The sequence below is a fragment of the Psychrobacter sp. DM8 genome (genome assembly GCF_051307025.1).
GTDB lineage: Bacteria > Pseudomonadota > Gammaproteobacteria > Pseudomonadales > Moraxellaceae > Psychrobacter.
On record NZ_CP195538.1, the window covers coordinates 1679613 to 1695287 of the forward strand.

A 15675-nucleotide genomic window follows, 5' to 3' on the forward strand; every position below is an offset into this window, starting at 1 on the left:
AACATTTTAGATAAATAAAGGCACTATTTCAATCGTTACTCGTGCCTTGCGGGTATAAAAGCTAGAATAAAGGGATAAGATTTTAAATATTTGTCATTACACTTTGAGACATTATTTTGCCTTTATACAGGTAATCACCTTCTGATAGCTTACATTAAGTATTTTTATTGTCAGAGGCTGCTATCTTTATAACGCATTACCTTTTAAAATGTGCCGACTACTTCATTTAATGCTATTAATCCGCGAGCGTTCTAAATGCCTGAATCACTAAATATTATTGACCTTATTACCAATGCCAGTTTATTGGTACAGCTCGTTATGGCGCTACTATTATTAGCGTCTCTACTTAGCTGGGTCATTATCTTTCGCCTAAGTGCGCGCTTAGGCACTGCTAAGCGTTTTGACACACAGTTTGAGACGTGGTTTTGGTCGGGTGAAGACCTCGCTAAGCTCTATCAAGGCATTCAAGGATCGCCTGATCGTCAGGGACTTGAGCAGATATTTTATGTCGGGTTCTCTGAGTATCTTAGAATGCACAAAAAACGCCAACCTAAAGACGACATTATCGACGGCGTTGAGCGCAAACTGCGCGTGGGCTTAGGACGTCAGCAGCAGATGCTAGAATCTGGTATCGCCACCCTTGCCAGTATCGGCTCTGTTGCCCCTTATATCGGTCTATTCGGTACGGTATGGGGCATTATGAATGCCTTTTTAGGACTCTCACAAACCGAGCAAGCCACTCTTGCTTCTGTCGCACCTGGTATCGCAGAGGCACTTATTGCTACGGCTATGGGACTGTTCGCCGCTATTCCTGCAGTACTTGCCTATAATCACTTCACTGCCAAATCTGGCAGACTCTATGAGTCGCGCGCGCTGTTTTGCGATGAGATGACGGGTATGCTACAGCGCGAAACCAGCGCGCAAAGCATGCTACAACGCGAGACTAGTATTGCGCAAAACAAGGCAACTGGGCTATGAAATCTAGTCCTTACCAGCGGCCCAAAAAAGCCTTCAATGCCGATATGAATGTCGTGCCTTATATCGATGTGATGCTGGTGCTACTGGTCATCTTTATGGTGACAGCGCCCATGCTGACTACAGGCGTCGATGTTGATTTGCCTAAAGAGCAGGCGAGCACGTTGACTCAAAACCAGCTACCCGTCATCGTCTCCTTGACCGATAGCGGCGAGATCTTTATTAGTTATGAGAACAATATGGATATGCCGATTAGTGAGCCTGAGCTGATAGAGGTGCTCTCTAACTTGCAGGCGCAATATCTAAGCTCAGGTGAGGCGCCGGTACAAGTGATGATTAATGCCGATCAAAACAATCAATACGGCTCTATTGTCGCGCTTATGGCAAGCTTGCAGCAAGCAGGTATCGAGAAGGTTGGACTGCTAACAGGTGCGCCCCTCCCTGCCCCGCAGATTTGATCTCAACATTATAAGAGATTAAATAACGATAGATATAGTGCTAAAATAGCATTATATTTATCATAAACGTTTTATAATCAATTATTTACTCTCATTTATGAGTATTCATGCCATGAATAATGCGCCTGCTGTCTTTGTACCGACTGAGCCTGAGAGCAATGGGCTAACTTGGCCTATGTTTTTGAGCCTGCTTGCGCACGGCGTCGTCCTAGGACTCTTAATATACAATTATCAGACGCCTGTTATCGAAACCGCTGGCAGCATCGAGACGACCATGGTATCCCCTGAGCAGCTAGCCCAAATGCAAAGCGAGATCCTTGCCAATCGCGCAGCGGCAAGCGCGCAACAAGCGAGCGATAATCCGAGTAGCAGCATAAATACTGATGCAACTAGCGAGCCTGTCAATCCTAATATTTATAGTTCTGATAGCTCGCAGACTTCAGAGACTGCCTCGCCAACTTCACAAAGCGTACCTGTATTTTTGCAATCAGATGATGGCACTGATACGCCAATACTAATGAGTCAAGAGCAGCAAGAGCGCTATACTCAGCAATCAGAAGAATACCAGCGACAGCTTGCCCAGTGGTCAGCTGAGCAGCAGGCTATTACTGAAGAGAGATTAAAGCGCATCGAGCAAAGAAAACAGCAGGATGATCAAGCTGTTGAAAACAGACTCAAAACGTTTCGAGATAAACAGCTCAATCCGCCCAAGATTGAAAAACCAACGGTTAAGCAGCGCAATATAGAGATCACCTCTGGTAGTGCTGGTAAGAGCTTTAGTTTATCTGATGGCGAATCGACAGTATCAGGCGATAGTGCGACAACTAGCAGCAAATCTGGGAATAGTAGCTCAGCTAGCGGTAGCCGAGGCGCAAGCAATAGTGAGATTATTAATCTTATTAAGCGCAACTATCAGCCTCCAGTAGCCGCTAGAGGGTCAACGCAGCGCTCTACTTTGACCATCACGGTGCGCTCAAACGGAGATGTGGCAAATGTTACTGCCTCTGGGCCTGACAGCGCAGTCAATGAAGCGGCACGCCAAGCAGTACTAAATACAGGTAATCTGCCTATTGATACTGATGACCCCAAATACCCGACCTTTAACATACAGTTTAAAGGTAGCAATTAACGACTATTACCCTAGTCGTGTTGCACCGACTGCTCAATTAGCCTATTTTGATACTCAAATAATTCTACATCCCTCTTATTTAGGAGTCTGATCTGGTTATGCGTACTCACAAAAAACTATTACTCACCCTACTCACTGGCGCGTCAAGCTTACTTATGGCGCAAAGCTTGTTGGCAGCGCCCGTTGTTTTGGAGCTGGATTATGAGATTCCTGTTCAGCAAAACCAAGTGGCGTTTGTACCATTTGCAGGCGACTCTGTTTTATCATCAGTTATATTAAATGACTTAAACAGAACCGAGCTTAGTGTTACCAGTCAAGGCTTGCCGCAGCAGCCCCGCAGTATCAATGAGCTATCAGGTACGCTGCCTGTCTGGCAAAGTTTAGGGATTCCCTATTTGGTTGTCGGTAGCACGCGCAGCAATCGCGGCAAGATCGTCACCGATTACGAAGTCATAGATGTAAAAGCAGGCCGCGTGATTGAAGGCAAACAAACCTTGAGCGCTGATAACAACAGCCAAAGCTTGCGTTACGCAGGTCACGTCATCGCGGACAAAGTCTATGAGCTAATCACAGGAATACCAGGCGACTTCTCAGGGCGCATCGCCTACATCGAAGAGACAGGCGTAGGCATTGATAAAACCTCGCGTCTAAAGGTCATGGACGCCGATGGCGAAAATGCTAGCACTATTACAGAAGTCAATGGCTCTATCTTCTCGCCTGCTTGGTCACCTGATGGCAATCGTATCGCTTATACGGTGCAGCGAGACAAATCCTACCCTGTCATCTATGTACAAAATATCAGCGGCGGCGGTGCCACGACAGTTACGCCGTACAAAGGCAGTAATATGAGCCCGTCATTCTCACCAGATGGCAGCAAGATTTTGTTCTCAAGTAGCTTTGAGGGGAGCGCTGATATTTATGAAATTAGTGCTGGCGGCGGTAATTTGCGCAAACTGACCAATTGGCCAAGCAGCGAAGTGCAGCCCACTTATGCACCTGACGGCAAATCCTTTGTTTTTGTCTCTGACAAAACAGGATTTAATAGACCACAAATCTATCGCTATGAGTTTGGTTCAGGACGTATCTCAAAGGTGTCTAATAGTGGCTATGCCACGACGCCTAAGTTCAACAATGATGGCACGCAAATTGGATTTTTGAGTGGTTCATCAGCGGCGATTATGAATAGTAACGGTCAAGTCGTCACTAACATCGGTAACACGGGTCTGGATGAAGGGGTTAGCTTTTCACCCAATGGCAAGCGCGTGGTCTACGCGTCCACGCAAGGTGGCAAAGGCGTCATTACTATCAAATCATTGAATGGTGGTGAGGCTTTTGGTAAGTCAGGACAAGGGGTTATCAAGTCCCCGGTCTGGTCGCCCAACCCTAAATAGCTCTAAAAAAAGCGCTCGATAGTATAATCGAGCGCTTTTTTATTTTTATTCACTTGGATCGTATCCTGGTGGATTATCATGTCTTATTTGCGCCACATCAGCAGCGGTAACGGTCGCCTCAAGTCCATTGAGATCGGTCATAATATACTGCGTCACGGCTGCCATTTGCTCATCGTTCATCATCATATGAAACGATGGCATACCGCGCAGGCCGTTAATTAGGATGCCTATCGTGTAGTATTTTGAGGCCATCTTGCTGTTGTCAGCGAGCGGCGGATAGTAACCTGCGCCGTACGCTCCTTGACCGTCATGCATGTGACAGGCAGCACATGAGCGATGATAAAGCTCGCGCCCATTAGTGCTATGGTAGGCGTTACCCTCACCAAACACCTGATTCCACTTTTGGACCTCTAGATCCTCTGCCATAGCAGGTATGTTGGCGTAACTGACGATATCGACCTGAGGTTTTGCCAGCTCCTCTTCACTCATGTACACCGCGCCCCATGAACCATTGTTGCGACCAGCGGCAAAGTCATAACTCTCTGCCGTCGCAGTTTGTGCCTCAGGTTCAGCTAGCGTCGGTGCATCCGCGTTCGATGAGCAGCCAGACAATGCCGTCATAGCGACCATAGCCGTCAATAGTGAATATCTTAAATCTTTCATAATTGCCTCTTACTCTATTTATCTATGACAGCTGGCTATACAGCCTTTGCTCTTTGATGCAAGCGCGTGGCGGTATCTAGCCCTGATAAAATAGCGCCTTCTTGCCATGCTGGGATATGTGAGCAATGCTCGCCTGCAAGTACAATCCGATTGTCAATCTGACACAGTGTATTGTAGTATTTCTCGCGGCTTGACTCACTCCAGATACCGTAGCAGCCCAATGTCCAAGGGATACGGTGCCACACTACAGAGGTGCCCGAGCGAAACTCTTCGGGGTACTGCGGATGGATATGCTTGCCATAAGCTAAAGCGGCGTCAATGCGCTGCTGCGGGGTCAAGGCATTGAACTTATACGACGTTGGGCCATAGCCGTACCCTCCTAGCAGCACGCCTGTTCCTGTCTTGAACATGTCCTCAGAAGGATAGGCAATCTGTATATTGGGCATATCAGTGTACGTGACTCCGCCATAGATCCACTCATCTTCCTCCCAAAAGCGGCGCTTAAACTCCAGACCTACCTTAAACGCAGTATCGTAAGGCACTGCTGACATGGCCTCTTTCATAGGTTTTGAGACGTTAATGTCCATCTGGGTCAATACGGTCAAAGGAATGGTGCAGATACACCAATCAGCGCGCTCAGTCTTAGTGCCGCCATTAGGGTTATTGCTGTCGACATAATCAATAGTCACGCCGCTATCATCTTGATGAATCTTAGTGACTTTGGCGTTGAACTCAATCATGTCACGGCATTCACGTGTGAACGCATCGCCAATTTTGCCCATGCCGCCGACTGGCTGAAACATCGTTGGATGATGTACGTAAACATCAAAGTTATTGTACAAATCTGACCACACACCAGATTGCAATAGCTCACTCATCGGTAGGACATCTGATGGCTGCTCTTTCGGCATAAGGCCACCGCCAGGGTAGACACTATACCCGCGAACCTTGCTGGTGGCATGGCTAGTCACATAACGATAATTATTGTCTAATACGCCCCAGCCTTTTAGCCCTTCAAGCAGCTTTTCTTTATCTTCGGTATTGACCGAGCGATCCAGTCCGCCCACATTCACTGATTTTGATAGTAACTCTGAGACATAGCCTTTAACATCGCTTCTGACATCACCCAAACGCTGCGGCACACCATTAAAGTGATTGGTACGATGCAAGTACGCCCTATTATTAGTCTGAACAAAGGGCTGCAGCTCAACACCAAATTTTTTGCAATAATGAAACACGCCATAGTGATGACTTGGCAAGCGCCAAGGACCACCATTAAAATAATTGCCTTCCTCAAAGTCGCAAGTGACCTCTTCGCCGCCAAGCTCTGTGTATTTATCACCGCTGTTGAGTGTCCAGCTACGACCACCGCCACGGTTTTGATACTCTAATACTTTAACTTTATAACCTGCCTTACGCAGCTCATAAGCGGCTGTCAAACCTGCCAGCCCCGCCCCAAGTATTATGATACTAGCACCTGCAGGTGCACCTGTTAAATTGAGCTCTTCCTTAAAGGTGGACTCTGAGGCAAACCCCAAGGTCGTCATCGCCTGATACATCGCGGTTGCGCCCGCAGTCTTACCAATCATAGAGAGCAGTTGACGCCGCGTTGGTGATTGAAGCATATCTTTCATATTGGTGTCCTTGTGGTATGACCGTATTAGGTAGCTATTGTCATCAAGATATATATTGATATCACTGTGACTTTCTTTATCTTTTACTACCTGATCATTGACCTATATATTTGTAAATTAGTTTGTTATCTATACTCAAAGCGCTTTAATAAATGATATCTATACTAAGTGCTTTTACTCATCTGTTTTACTAAGCGCGTTGACGCGAGCGTATGATGGCTCTAATAACAAAGAAAAGGATTAAGAGCGCGACAATGATACCGAGTATGGCAAGCACGCCTGCATACTTTATCAAAAACGGACGTTGATCTTGTCCTGCTGCAACAGTATCGACATAGTCTGCGCTCACATCACTACTGGCAAGACCGCCAAAGCTAGTCCGAACATAATTAGTGATATCAGCGATTTGCTGATGGCTCAGCTGATCTTTAAAACCTGGCATATTCGGTCGGATATTGGTTGCTCCCTCTACCCCGTGCAGGATCACGTTGATCAAGGTGTCTGGATTGTCACGGCGCAAACTTGTCAAACCAACAATAGGGGCATAACCAGCATCAGGCTGCGCGTAGCCATTGACGCCGTGACAGCTGGCGCAAGCATTTAGATATAGACCCTCAGGCGAGCTACTATCAACGCCAAGTTTTGCCTGTGTTAGGTAGTCGTCTTGAGCTAGCAAATCATGAGTGATCGAGGCATTGATAGGATCAGGTAAGCTTTTGGTATCTACCTCAGTGATCGTATCCTTTGTCTCAATTGCGGGGACTACTTTTAGATAAGCGGCAATTGCGCCCAAATCATCGTCCGTTAGATAGCGGGTACTGTGAGCGACTGCTTCACCCATAGGGCCACCTGCATAAGCGCGCTTGTCTAGCTCGCCTGTGCGCAGATAGGTGACGATATCTTGCTCGCTCCAGCTACCGATGCCGCTTGAGTTGTCAGGGGTGATATTAGGAGCATACCAATTGCCCAATTGCGCACCCGATAGGTACATACTATTATCAGCACCCATCGTCATATCACGCGGGGTATGACAAGTACCGCAATGTTCTAGATTGTTGGTAAGGTATTCACCGCGCTGCTGGATGGCAGTTAGACCCTCCCTGTTTTCGTAAGCGGGTACATTTATAAAGTTCCAAAAATACATCAGGCTACGAATATTAAAAGGAAAGGGTAGATCTGTTTCATACTCAGGCGCCGCGTCTACTGCAGGCACCGTTTGCAAGTAGGCAAATAGCGCACTGATGTCTTCATCGGTCATACCATGATATGAAGGATAAGGCATCGCAGGATAGATCATGTGATCAGGCGCACGACCCTTGCGCAGCGCTTTTTTGAGATCTTGTTCAGTATAGTTACCGATACCATAGCGCTTAGAGGGCGTGATATTAGTCGCATAGATACTGCCCATCGGTGTATCGATAGCAACGCCGCCTGTATAATCTTCTCTGTGACAAGCCATACAATCAGCCGCGCGCGCGATATAAGCGCCGCGATTGACCAGATCACTGTTAGCAGGACTGACGTTAGGTAGGTTTGTAGCCTCTGCCATAGCAGCGCTTGAGGAGATACCGATAGCAAGCATCGATAGCACCTTGTAAAATGGCTTCATAATATCCTCACACCATAGCATTTAAATTATTTATCTCAAAACATGTCTACAATAGTAAAAAGCTAGCTCTTAATCAGCTAAGAGTAAAAACACATCTTGTTATGTTGGCTTATATTTAATCTTGAACACCTGCAAATACCAATATCTAAGTACAATCAATATTTACCGAATATTGTCTAATTATATTGATTAAGTAAAAAAATTTCAGTACTGTGACGCTTTTAGTGACTCTATTAACACTAACCAATAACAAAACTCTCCTGTTTTAATTCATAATGCATTGAGTTACCTTTCAAACACTAGTGATAATAAGCGCTATGAAAAATCCTTTTGCCCACAACTCGCCCTTTTTTTATACCCTATTTGCAAGCGTGCTCCTTACAGGCTGTCAATCTCTCGGATTTGGCGGTAGCCCTATTCCAGTAACCGCGGCTCAAACGATTAAAGGGTCGACAAACAACCCATTGCCCACTACAAAATCACTGTCTACTATTAATCCAGTTAACTTGCAGTCAGATACTTTAAACAAAAAATAAAGCAAAAAAAAACGCCCGTTATGGACGTCTGTATTCGTTTATCGTGGGTTTACTGATCTGAGGGTTGATGCTTGATAATAGTCTTTGCTAAGTGATTGCCGAACCAGATAGCAGTATCGATATCCCCTTTGCCTGGAGTCTTTTCAGGTGGTCCATCAAGCGACTGCGTCATCAGTCCCAAAAAACTCGATAAACGATTAAGATCAGTGGATTCATGACCTGTCGGCATTAAAGGCAGGCCGATCCAGTTCATACCGTGCTGCATACAGTACAGATTGATCTGCTGTAATACGGCAAGCTTATCTCCACTAAGACCACCTGAATTGGCAAATCCTGCCGCCCACTTGCCTTCCCATATACGGTTGTACCAACGCTTTGAGGTCTCATCCATAAAGGTCTTAAATTCAGCGGTAACGCTGCCCATATAGACGGCGCTACCAAACACCAATAGATCGGCTTGATCTAAATAGTCCCAATCTACCTCATATACATCTACCGCCCGTGCCTGCAACTTGGGCAGCTGCTGGCGCGCGCCCTCGACGATAGCGTGCGCCACGCGTTTGGTATGACCATAATTACTATGGAAGATAACTGCCATAGTGACGCTAGGTACTGCTTTGGCGTCGGTAGTGGTTTGCGATGAGGTAGCAGGTGTATTCATACAAGCTCTAATAATGTCTGATAAAGGGGTTAAAATATTATAAAGGACGGCTGCGTACAATGATTAGCGCCATACGTCCTGTAGCAGGCTGATGCAAATGCGTCTGGCGCCGATAAGAATAGTAGCGAGTATCAGCGTAACTACAGTCTATTGGCAGATCAGTCTTTAACTTTATACCTAAAGCTGTTAATTGATCCGCTGCCAGCTGCGGTAAGTTGAGCTTAATTTTGTCTGCATTTACTGTAGCGTAATTTGACAGATTTTCAAGGTTCTTGTGTAAGTATTGCTCCGCGCTTTGTGAATTGTCAGCTAGGTTAGTATTAGCGGTGGCATCATTACTGACATCGACCTCTGACGCTATACTATATAAATGCTCAAACTCGTTTAAACGAGCGGCATCTAATAATTTGTGATCGAAACATCCTGCCAGCAGCTTATCTTGAACTTGTCGATTCACCTCATAGTGCGCTTGACTAATACAAGCGCCCATCCATGCCATAATTGATAATGATTTATCAAAGCGCTTGGCGGCTTGTTTTATGACCCCGCAAGCTAGCCCCTGCCAGCCTGCATGAATAGCCGCTATCTGCCTACTATCTGGCTGATACATCACAATAGGTACGCAATCTGCGGTCATAATTGCCAGTCCCATATCATCTTGCATACTAACCATAGCATCAGCAGCAATAGGCTGCATACCGATAGTAGTATTGTCAATATCATGCACCTGATTGCCATGTACTTGATTGACCCAATGCAAACGCGCTATGGGCGCAAGGTGATAACCCTTCAATTGCTCATTGATAGCGCTGAGCAGTTGCATACGGTTATGTAATACTGGTTTGGGGTCGTCGCTGACATGCAAGCCTAGATTAAAGTCGCCGTAGCTTGCCTGCCCTAGAGTAGATGTATCATCAAATAATACGTTTGGCTCGTCATTAAAAGCGCGAGTTTGAAAGACTGCAATGTCATTTAAGTGTGCTACAAGCGTAATAGGCTGGCTTTGAGCAGTCATAGCGTCTCCCCTAAATCTCTTGTCCTTAAGGTATTATTTGCTTTGAGTATTGTCTCTTAAACGATCAGCTTAGTCATCACTCAATAGCGCAATCAAAGCCTGCATATCCTCTGGAATCGGTGCCATTACCTCAACATCCTCGCCCGTTGTAGGATGTACAAACCCTAATCGATACGCGTGCAGGGCTTGACGAGGAAAGCTGCTAATCGCTGTACGCTGTGCTTCTGTGAGACCTGCACGCAGTTGACGACGTCCACCGTAGACGCGGTCACCGACAATAGGATAAGTTATGTGACTTAGATGAACACGAATCTGATGCGTGCGCCCTGTCTCAAGTCCGACGTCCAATAGGCAATAATTGTCATTGAGCGCAGTAATATCGAGCAAGTGCGTCACCGCCTCGCGCCCTGCGGTCATCACCGTCATCTTAGTGCGCTGATTGCGATGGCGACCGATAGGCGCATCGATAGTTTGATGACGTTTTAGGCTAGCTTGATCCCCTGCCACCACACACTGATAGTGGCGATATACCGCCTTGTCCTTGAGCTGAGCCATAAGCGCCATCTGCGCAGGTTTGGTTTTGCCAATAAGTAGTAGTCCTGAGGTGTCCTTATCAATACGGTGCACGAGTCCTGCGCGCGGTAGATGATGATGCTGCGGATAATGATATAGCAGCGCATTAACGAGGGTACCCGTCTGATTGCCCGCACCAGGATGCACGACCATACCGACAGGCTTGTTGATGACCAATACCTCATCGTCCTCAAATATGACTTCGATAGGGATGTTCTCTGGCTGATCGCTACTATGCTGCTGTAGCGTCGTCGATAGATGAATGACGTCCCCTGCTTTGACGCGGTATTTGGGCTTTTGGATACTACCATTACATAGCAAACTGCCATCGCTGACCCAGCCTTGTAATTGAGCACGCGAAAAGTCGGTAAAGGCAAGTGCCGCCAGCTTATCAATACGCAGACCTGCTTGGTTGTCTGCTACCGTATAGCTCATATCGATAATGACAGGAACCGCTTGTCCTATGTCGTTATCCACTTCATCGTCGTCATCATCTATTGCGTCACTGTCTTCGACATCAGCACTTTTTAAATCAGCATCATTTAAATCATCTTCAAGATTGCTGGCTTCAAGATCAATGTCTGCTCCAGCGAATTGTTGCGCGTCTAAAGGTTTATTGTCATCATGTGACTTATTCTCTGGCGTCTGTGTCGCTAAATTCTCTGGCGTCTTTGCCGCTGAGGCTTGAGCAGACGCCGCCTTAGTTGATGCCACTTGGGTTGTCATGTCATTATTACTCATAGCAGATTCGTATCTATCACATTTACTAGCGAAACTATTTTATCAAATAGCCTTTACTAAGTAAGTTTTTATTAAATGGCTCTTATCGAGTGACTTTATGCAGGTTTGCTGTTCTCAAAGCTAGTGTACCATGCTAGCACTTTATGCCCTATAGTGACGCGCAGTTATCTTGTCTGACTATGCGCTACTATCTCACTGAGCATGCCAAATAGGCATACGAACTAAGCGTACGAATCTAACGTCGTCGTAACGGACTGTGTGTTTATCGAAGCTAGTAGCATTTGCTATCGCTCACCAATGTGACGCGTGTTAAACTGCAAATATGAGGGTCAAAAAACAGACGTCCTACATTTTATTGTACAAAGTTATCGATATTTTGCTGTATGCTATGGCACTATAATGCACACACTTAAGCTTGTACGATATAAACTATACCTATAGGCAATCACAGCGCTTATAAGCTGCGCCCTTATTATCACTTTATTATATGCATATAGCATCAAGGCTATTATGCGTTTTGTGTCGGAGAAGAAGTATGCACGTTGCTCGCAATACGATGATCAAACTGTCCTCAATAACGGTGCTGGCACTCAGTGTCAATTTGGTCGGTTGTCAGACCTTTAAGAACTTAACGGGTAATGATGTCGATGCGGTAGCCACCGCTGAAAGATCTGAGCAAGGCTACTACAGCGATGCGATTGAAAAGATAAACAAAGGTCGTTACACCCAAGCGGTAGAAGACTTAAGCAACTTACGTACCTTTTACCCAACTGGGCAATATGCCGAGCAAGCTTTGCTTGATACTATGTACGCGCAGTACGAGGCGGGCGAGTACGAGTCAGCTGCTAGTAGTGCTGATCGTTTCATCAGCCTCTACCCCTCCAACCCGCAAGTGAGCTATGCCTACTATGTACGCGGCGTGGCCAATATGCAAGGGCCATCAGGCGGCATTAATATTTTTAAGACCAATCAAGCTGAACGCGATACCTCCTACTTGCGTATTGCTTTTGCTAATTTTCAAGAATTAATCAACAAATACCCTAGTAGCCCTTATGCGCCAGATGCCGCTCAGCGTATGACGTTTTTGTACAACCAATTTGCCGAGAGCGAACTTGACGCTGCTAATTGGTACATTGAGCGCGAAGCTTATGTTGCCGCCGCCAATCGTGCCAAGTGGGTCTTTCAGTTTTATCCGCAAAGTGAATCTACGCCAAAAGCCTTGGCAGTTCTGGCTTACAGTCACGAGCAACTCGGACTAGATGACTTGGCTCAAGAGTACAAAACCCTGCTACAGATTAACTATCCTGATACGCTAACTAACGATGGCCGCGTCAAACTCGATACCAAACGCGACCGCACTTGGCTGAACAAAATCACCTTTGGTAAACTTGGCCGTGCTGATACCTCTAATACTACTGCTTTAAATGGTCAGTATACTGGCGCGACCAAAACTCAGATGGTACGTGATGCCGCGCAGCTCAGACTCCCAACGAGTGATACCTCTACTGCAAGCAATGCTATTGATTTTTCATCCTCGCGCTCAGGTCTTAATATTGGTCTTGGCTTGCCTGAGGAATCATCTGAACAAATCACCAGTCAAGGTAGCTCTGCATCAGCGGCTAGAGAAGCCAATGTTGATCCACAAAACATCAATCCTACGCGCCGTACGACGCTACCTGATGACAATGTCAGTGATCGCGTTCAGTTAGATGTACCTGATGTTGACGATACTGATGACATGGATGATACCGAGTAACTTTTGAGTAACTGCAGTCCTTAAGTAAGCTTAGTAGCTAAATAGGCTAGTACTTAAATTGACTTAGTACTTAAATTGGCTCACTGCTCAAAGTAAAAGCAATACTCAAATTTTTGTCAGTCAAATCTCATATTATTCTATTCAAGGTCAACTCTAGCGTTGGCCTTGTTTTTGGTTTTGCGCTCCCCTTTTATCGCTTTATGGTAAACTGTTTTTTGTATGAGTATCCCAAACCATATCCTCGAACAACTCAATAGCCAAGCTGACTTGATTAGCATTATTGGTCGTCATACGACGCTCAAACGTGCAGGTAGTGAGTATAAAGGCTGCTGCCCGTTTCATGGTGAAAAATCACCCTCGTTTTATGTCAATCCACAAAAAAACATCTATCACTGCTTTGGCTGTAGTGTCGGCGGTAATGCCATTAGCTTTTTGCGCGATTATGAAAGTCTCAGCTTCATCGAGGCGGTCAATGAGCTCTCCAAGCAGACGGGTATAGAAGTCCCTAAAGACGAGCAAAAAAACGTCAGCTACCAGCGCCGCGCGCCCAAGCCGCAGCCAAGCAAGCCGCATCCCGTTACATCGCAACCTGTTACATCACAAGATGTAGCGACGCCGCTATCAGCGTCATCAAGTAGCCGTAATACGTCCGATAAAACAGCGCCGCCTGAACATCATCGTCAGCCTACTAGCATAGATAACAATGACCATAGTTCTCAAGGTATGCCAGAGGATATTGCTTACGGCGCAGACTATGATGTCGGCAGTTTTGGTAGTAATGACATTGGCAGTACTGACATTGGCGGTACTTATGATAATAATTACGATTATAGTGGCTTTGATGACAGTCACAACCTACCACCTACTTGGGACTTGCATGCCAGCGCTAGCCTGCCAGGCTCTCAGGACAATCAAGCGGACCAAGACGGCAATTTATACGATCTTTTAGAGCAGATCGCAACCTTTTATCAGCACAGCCTGAGCACACATCCGCATGCTATGCATTACTTTACCGCGCGCGGAGTTTCCGCCTCTATCATTGAGACCTTTGGACTGGGCTATGCGCCCTTTGGCTGGCAGCATCTAGAGCATCAGTTCCCGCAGGACATCGAAGGCCTTAAGGCACTTGGACTAGTGCGTCAGTCTGAGTCTGGGCGTGACTACGATCTGCTACGTGATCGGGTGATCTTCCCGATTCGTGATAATCAAGGACGTACCATAGGCTTTGGCGGGCGGGCGCTCGATGACGAGGTCAAGCCCAAATACATCAACTCCTCAGACTCCCCTGTCTTTCATAAGCAGCATGTGCTCTACGGCTATTATGAATCACGGCAGCAGCGCGCGGATAACTGGCTGGTAGTTGAGGGCTATATGGATGTCATTGCTCTGTATCAAGCGGGCATCTATGGCGCTGTGGCCTCCATGGGTACGGCGATTAATGAGAGTCAAATTGCGCGCCTTTTGACCATGAATCCAACGCTAACCTTGAGCTTTGACGGCGATAGCGCAGGACAAAAAGCCGCTTGGCGTACGCTTGAAGTTGCCCTGCCCGTGCTTGGTGATGACAAAGAGCTGCGCTTTTTGAATCTACCCAATGGCCATGATCCCGACACCTTTATCAAGGCCAATGGCGTGGATGCCATGCGCGAGCAGATAGCTGGCGCTATGCCCTTATCGCAGTATATCTTTGCTTATTTAAGTGAGCGCTATGACTTGAGCCTTGCCGAAGGTAAAGCCAAGCTGATGTCACAAGTGCGCACCTTGACGACCTCTTTACCCAAAGGCAGCAGTTTTCGTTATTTGCTCAATAACGATATTTACCAAAGGCTTGGCGGCAAGCGTAGTCAAAACACTGAGGCCAAAGATGCACTACTAGATTTTGATGGCGACATGACCATCAGTCAGCAGCTGCAACTGTGTTTTTTGTTTCAACCGCGCACGCTTATCGATGATCCGATTACATCCATTTGGCAGCAAGCAGGCATTGATCGTATCAACATACCGGCGCACATTATGCAGCGAGCCGCGCCTGACATCGTGCGTCCGCTCGCTTGGCAAGATCTGCAAGATGGCGCGCTATTTGATGTGGTTAGTACCATTCAGCGCTGCCTGCCATATTTGCCTAATGATGCAAACGCTGCCGCGCATTTTGTCTTATCTAACCTAAGTCCAAGCCATCAGCCTATGCTGAGTCGCAATTGGGGCGGATTCTATAAAGCTTTGACTGACAGACACGTGCTCAGCCTTGATGACTTGGTTGAAGAGTTGGTCAGTCAATTGCTTGAGCGTACTATGAAAAAGAAGATGCAAGAGCTGGTAAAAAACCCTGATCATATCAAGCAAGCGATCGTCAATATGCAAACCCAGCAGCTGAGCAACTGGCTACGGGGTAAGCGCGCTGAGCAATCTACGCAAATGGCGAGCAGTCAGATTTAGTATCATTGAGCCTGCGCAAATAGAGTATTTATAGTCTTATCGCCTCAAGCCCTTTAAAATAATCACTATAATCCCCATTGATTACACATACAAATCAT

The 15675-nt window shown here is 46.4% G+C and carries 13 protein-coding genes; 7 read left to right on the plus strand and 6 right to left on the minus strand.

Features of this window, described 5'->3' with window-relative positions; all coding sequences use genetic code 11:
* Window positions 1–255: 255 nt before the first annotated feature.
* From tolQ to ACR64J_RS07160, 4 genes are all read left to right on the plus strand, one after another.
* Window positions 256–978 carry a protein TolQ gene (tolQ, locus tag ACR64J_RS07145; RefSeq protein WP_435949022.1) on the plus strand — a complete coding sequence of 241 codons (723 nt, stop codon included), beginning with the start codon at window positions 256–258 and terminating at the stop codon, window positions 976–978.
* Window positions 975–1433, plus strand: coding sequence for a protein TolR (gene tolR / locus ACR64J_RS07150; RefSeq protein ID WP_435949023.1), 459 nt, complete (start codon window positions 975–977; stop codon window positions 1431–1433). Before tolQ ends, tolR begins: the two co-directional genes overlap by 4 nt.
* 112 nt (window positions 1434–1545) lie before the next feature.
* Window positions 1546–2562 (plus strand): cell envelope integrity protein TolA, encoded by a 1017-nt coding sequence (locus ACR64J_RS07155; RefSeq protein ID WP_435949024.1) that lies wholly within the window; start codon window positions 1546–1548, stop codon window positions 2560–2562.
* Window positions 2563–2660: 98 nt separating this feature from the next.
* Window positions 2661–3953, plus strand: coding sequence for a translocation protein TolB (locus ACR64J_RS07160; protein ID WP_435949025.1), 1293 nt, complete (start codon window positions 2661–2663; stop codon window positions 3951–3953).
* Window positions 3954–3998: 45 nt separating this feature from the next.
* Here the strand turns inward: ACR64J_RS07160 and ACR64J_RS07165 are convergent, their stop codons facing one another.
* The 3 genes from ACR64J_RS07165 to ACR64J_RS07175 all read right to left on the minus strand — a co-directional run bounded on the left by ACR64J_RS07165 (window position 3999) and on the right by ACR64J_RS07175 (window position 7859).
* Window positions 3999–4616, minus strand: coding sequence for a cytochrome c (locus ACR64J_RS07165; RefSeq protein WP_317198941.1), 618 nt, complete (start codon window positions 4614–4616; stop codon window positions 3999–4001).
* A gap of 35 nt (window positions 4617–4651) precedes the next feature.
* Entirely contained in the window at window positions 4652–6250 is a 1599-nt protein-coding gene (locus tag ACR64J_RS07170) for a flavin monoamine oxidase family protein (protein ID WP_435949027.1), read from the minus strand.
* Window positions 6251–6440: 190 nt separating this feature from the next.
* Entirely contained in the window at window positions 6441–7859 is a 1419-nt protein-coding gene (locus ACR64J_RS07175; RefSeq protein WP_435949028.1) for a c-type cytochrome, read from the minus strand.
* A 317-nt stretch (window positions 7860–8176) separates the two neighbouring features.
* On the opposite strand from ACR64J_RS07175, the gene ACR64J_RS07180 reads away from it, so the two are divergent.
* Window positions 8177–8395, plus strand: coding sequence for a hypothetical protein (locus ACR64J_RS07180; RefSeq protein ID WP_435949029.1), 219 nt, complete (start codon window positions 8177–8179; stop codon window positions 8393–8395).
* Window positions 8396–8444: 49 nt separating this feature from the next.
* Here the strand turns inward: ACR64J_RS07180 and ACR64J_RS07185 are convergent, their stop codons facing one another.
* From ACR64J_RS07185 to ACR64J_RS07195, 3 genes are all read right to left on the minus strand, one after another.
* On the minus strand, window positions 8445–9056 hold the full coding sequence (locus ACR64J_RS07185; protein ID WP_435949030.1) for a flavodoxin family protein: 612 nt from the start codon (window positions 9054–9056) through the stop codon (window positions 8445–8447).
* A gap of 37 nt (window positions 9057–9093) precedes the next feature.
* Window positions 9094–10071: a polyphenol oxidase family protein gene (locus tag ACR64J_RS07190; protein ID WP_435949032.1), complete on the minus strand. Its 978-nt coding sequence runs from the start codon at window positions 10069–10071 to the stop codon at window positions 9094–9096.
* Between the two features lie 69 nt (window positions 10072–10140).
* The gene (locus ACR64J_RS07195) at window positions 10141–11385 is read right to left on the minus strand and encodes an RluA family pseudouridine synthase (RefSeq protein ID WP_435949033.1); all 1245 of its coding nucleotides are present in this window, start codon (window positions 11383–11385) and stop codon (window positions 10141–10143) included.
* 535 nt (window positions 11386–11920) lie between these two features.
* Between ACR64J_RS07195 and ACR64J_RS07200 the strand changes: the two genes are divergently transcribed.
* A complete protein-coding gene (locus tag ACR64J_RS07200; protein WP_435949035.1) occupies window positions 11921–13141 on the plus strand; it encodes an outer membrane protein assembly factor BamD in 1221 nt (406 codons plus the stop codon).
* A gap of 219 nt (window positions 13142–13360) precedes the next feature.
* A complete protein-coding gene (locus ACR64J_RS07205) occupies window positions 13361–15577 on the plus strand; it encodes a DNA primase (protein WP_435949036.1) in 2217 nt (738 codons plus the stop codon).
* Window positions 15578–15675 lie beyond the last annotated feature (98 nt).

Bases quoted from the DNA above. Each gene is read 5' to 3' on its own strand.
- ACR64J_RS07190 (WP_435949032.1), bottom strand. From the start codon at position 10,071: ATGACTGCTCAAAGCCAGCCTATTACGCTTGTAGCACACTTAAATGAC.
- ACR64J_RS07170 (WP_435949027.1), bottom strand. From the start codon at position 6,250: ATGAAAGATATGCTTCAATCACCAACGCGGCGTCAACTGCTCTCTATG.
- ACR64J_RS07200 (WP_435949035.1), top strand. From the start codon at position 11,921: ATGCACGTTGCTCGCAATACGATGATCAAACTGTCCTCAATAACGGTG.
- ACR64J_RS07195 (WP_435949033.1), bottom strand. From the start codon at position 11,385: ATGAGTAATAATGACATGACAACCCAAGTGGCATCAACTAAGGCGGCG.
- tolQ (WP_435949022.1), top strand. From the start codon at position 256: ATGCCTGAATCACTAAATATTATTGACCTTATTACCAATGCCAGTTTA.
- ACR64J_RS07180 (WP_435949029.1), top strand. From the start codon at position 8,177: ATGAAAAATCCTTTTGCCCACAACTCGCCCTTTTTTTATACCCTATTT.
- ACR64J_RS07185 (WP_435949030.1), bottom strand. From the start codon at position 9,056: ATGAATACACCTGCTACCTCATCGCAAACCACTACCGACGCCAAAGCA.
- ACR64J_RS07175 (WP_435949028.1), bottom strand. From the start codon at position 7,859: ATGAAGCCATTTTACAAGGTGCTATCGATGCTTGCTATCGGTATCTCC.
- ACR64J_RS07160 (WP_435949025.1), top strand. From the start codon at position 2,661: ATGCGTACTCACAAAAAACTATTACTCACCCTACTCACTGGCGCGTCA.
- ACR64J_RS07165 (WP_317198941.1), bottom strand. From the start codon at position 4,616: ATGAAAGATTTAAGATATTCACTATTGACGGCTATGGTCGCTATGACG.
- tolR (WP_435949023.1), top strand. From the start codon at position 975: ATGAAATCTAGTCCTTACCAGCGGCCCAAAAAAGCCTTCAATGCCGAT.
- ACR64J_RS07205 (WP_435949036.1), top strand. From the start codon at position 13,361: ATGAGTATCCCAAACCATATCCTCGAACAACTCAATAGCCAAGCTGAC.
- ACR64J_RS07155 (WP_435949024.1), top strand. From the start codon at position 1,546: ATGAATAATGCGCCTGCTGTCTTTGTACCGACTGAGCCTGAGAGCAAT.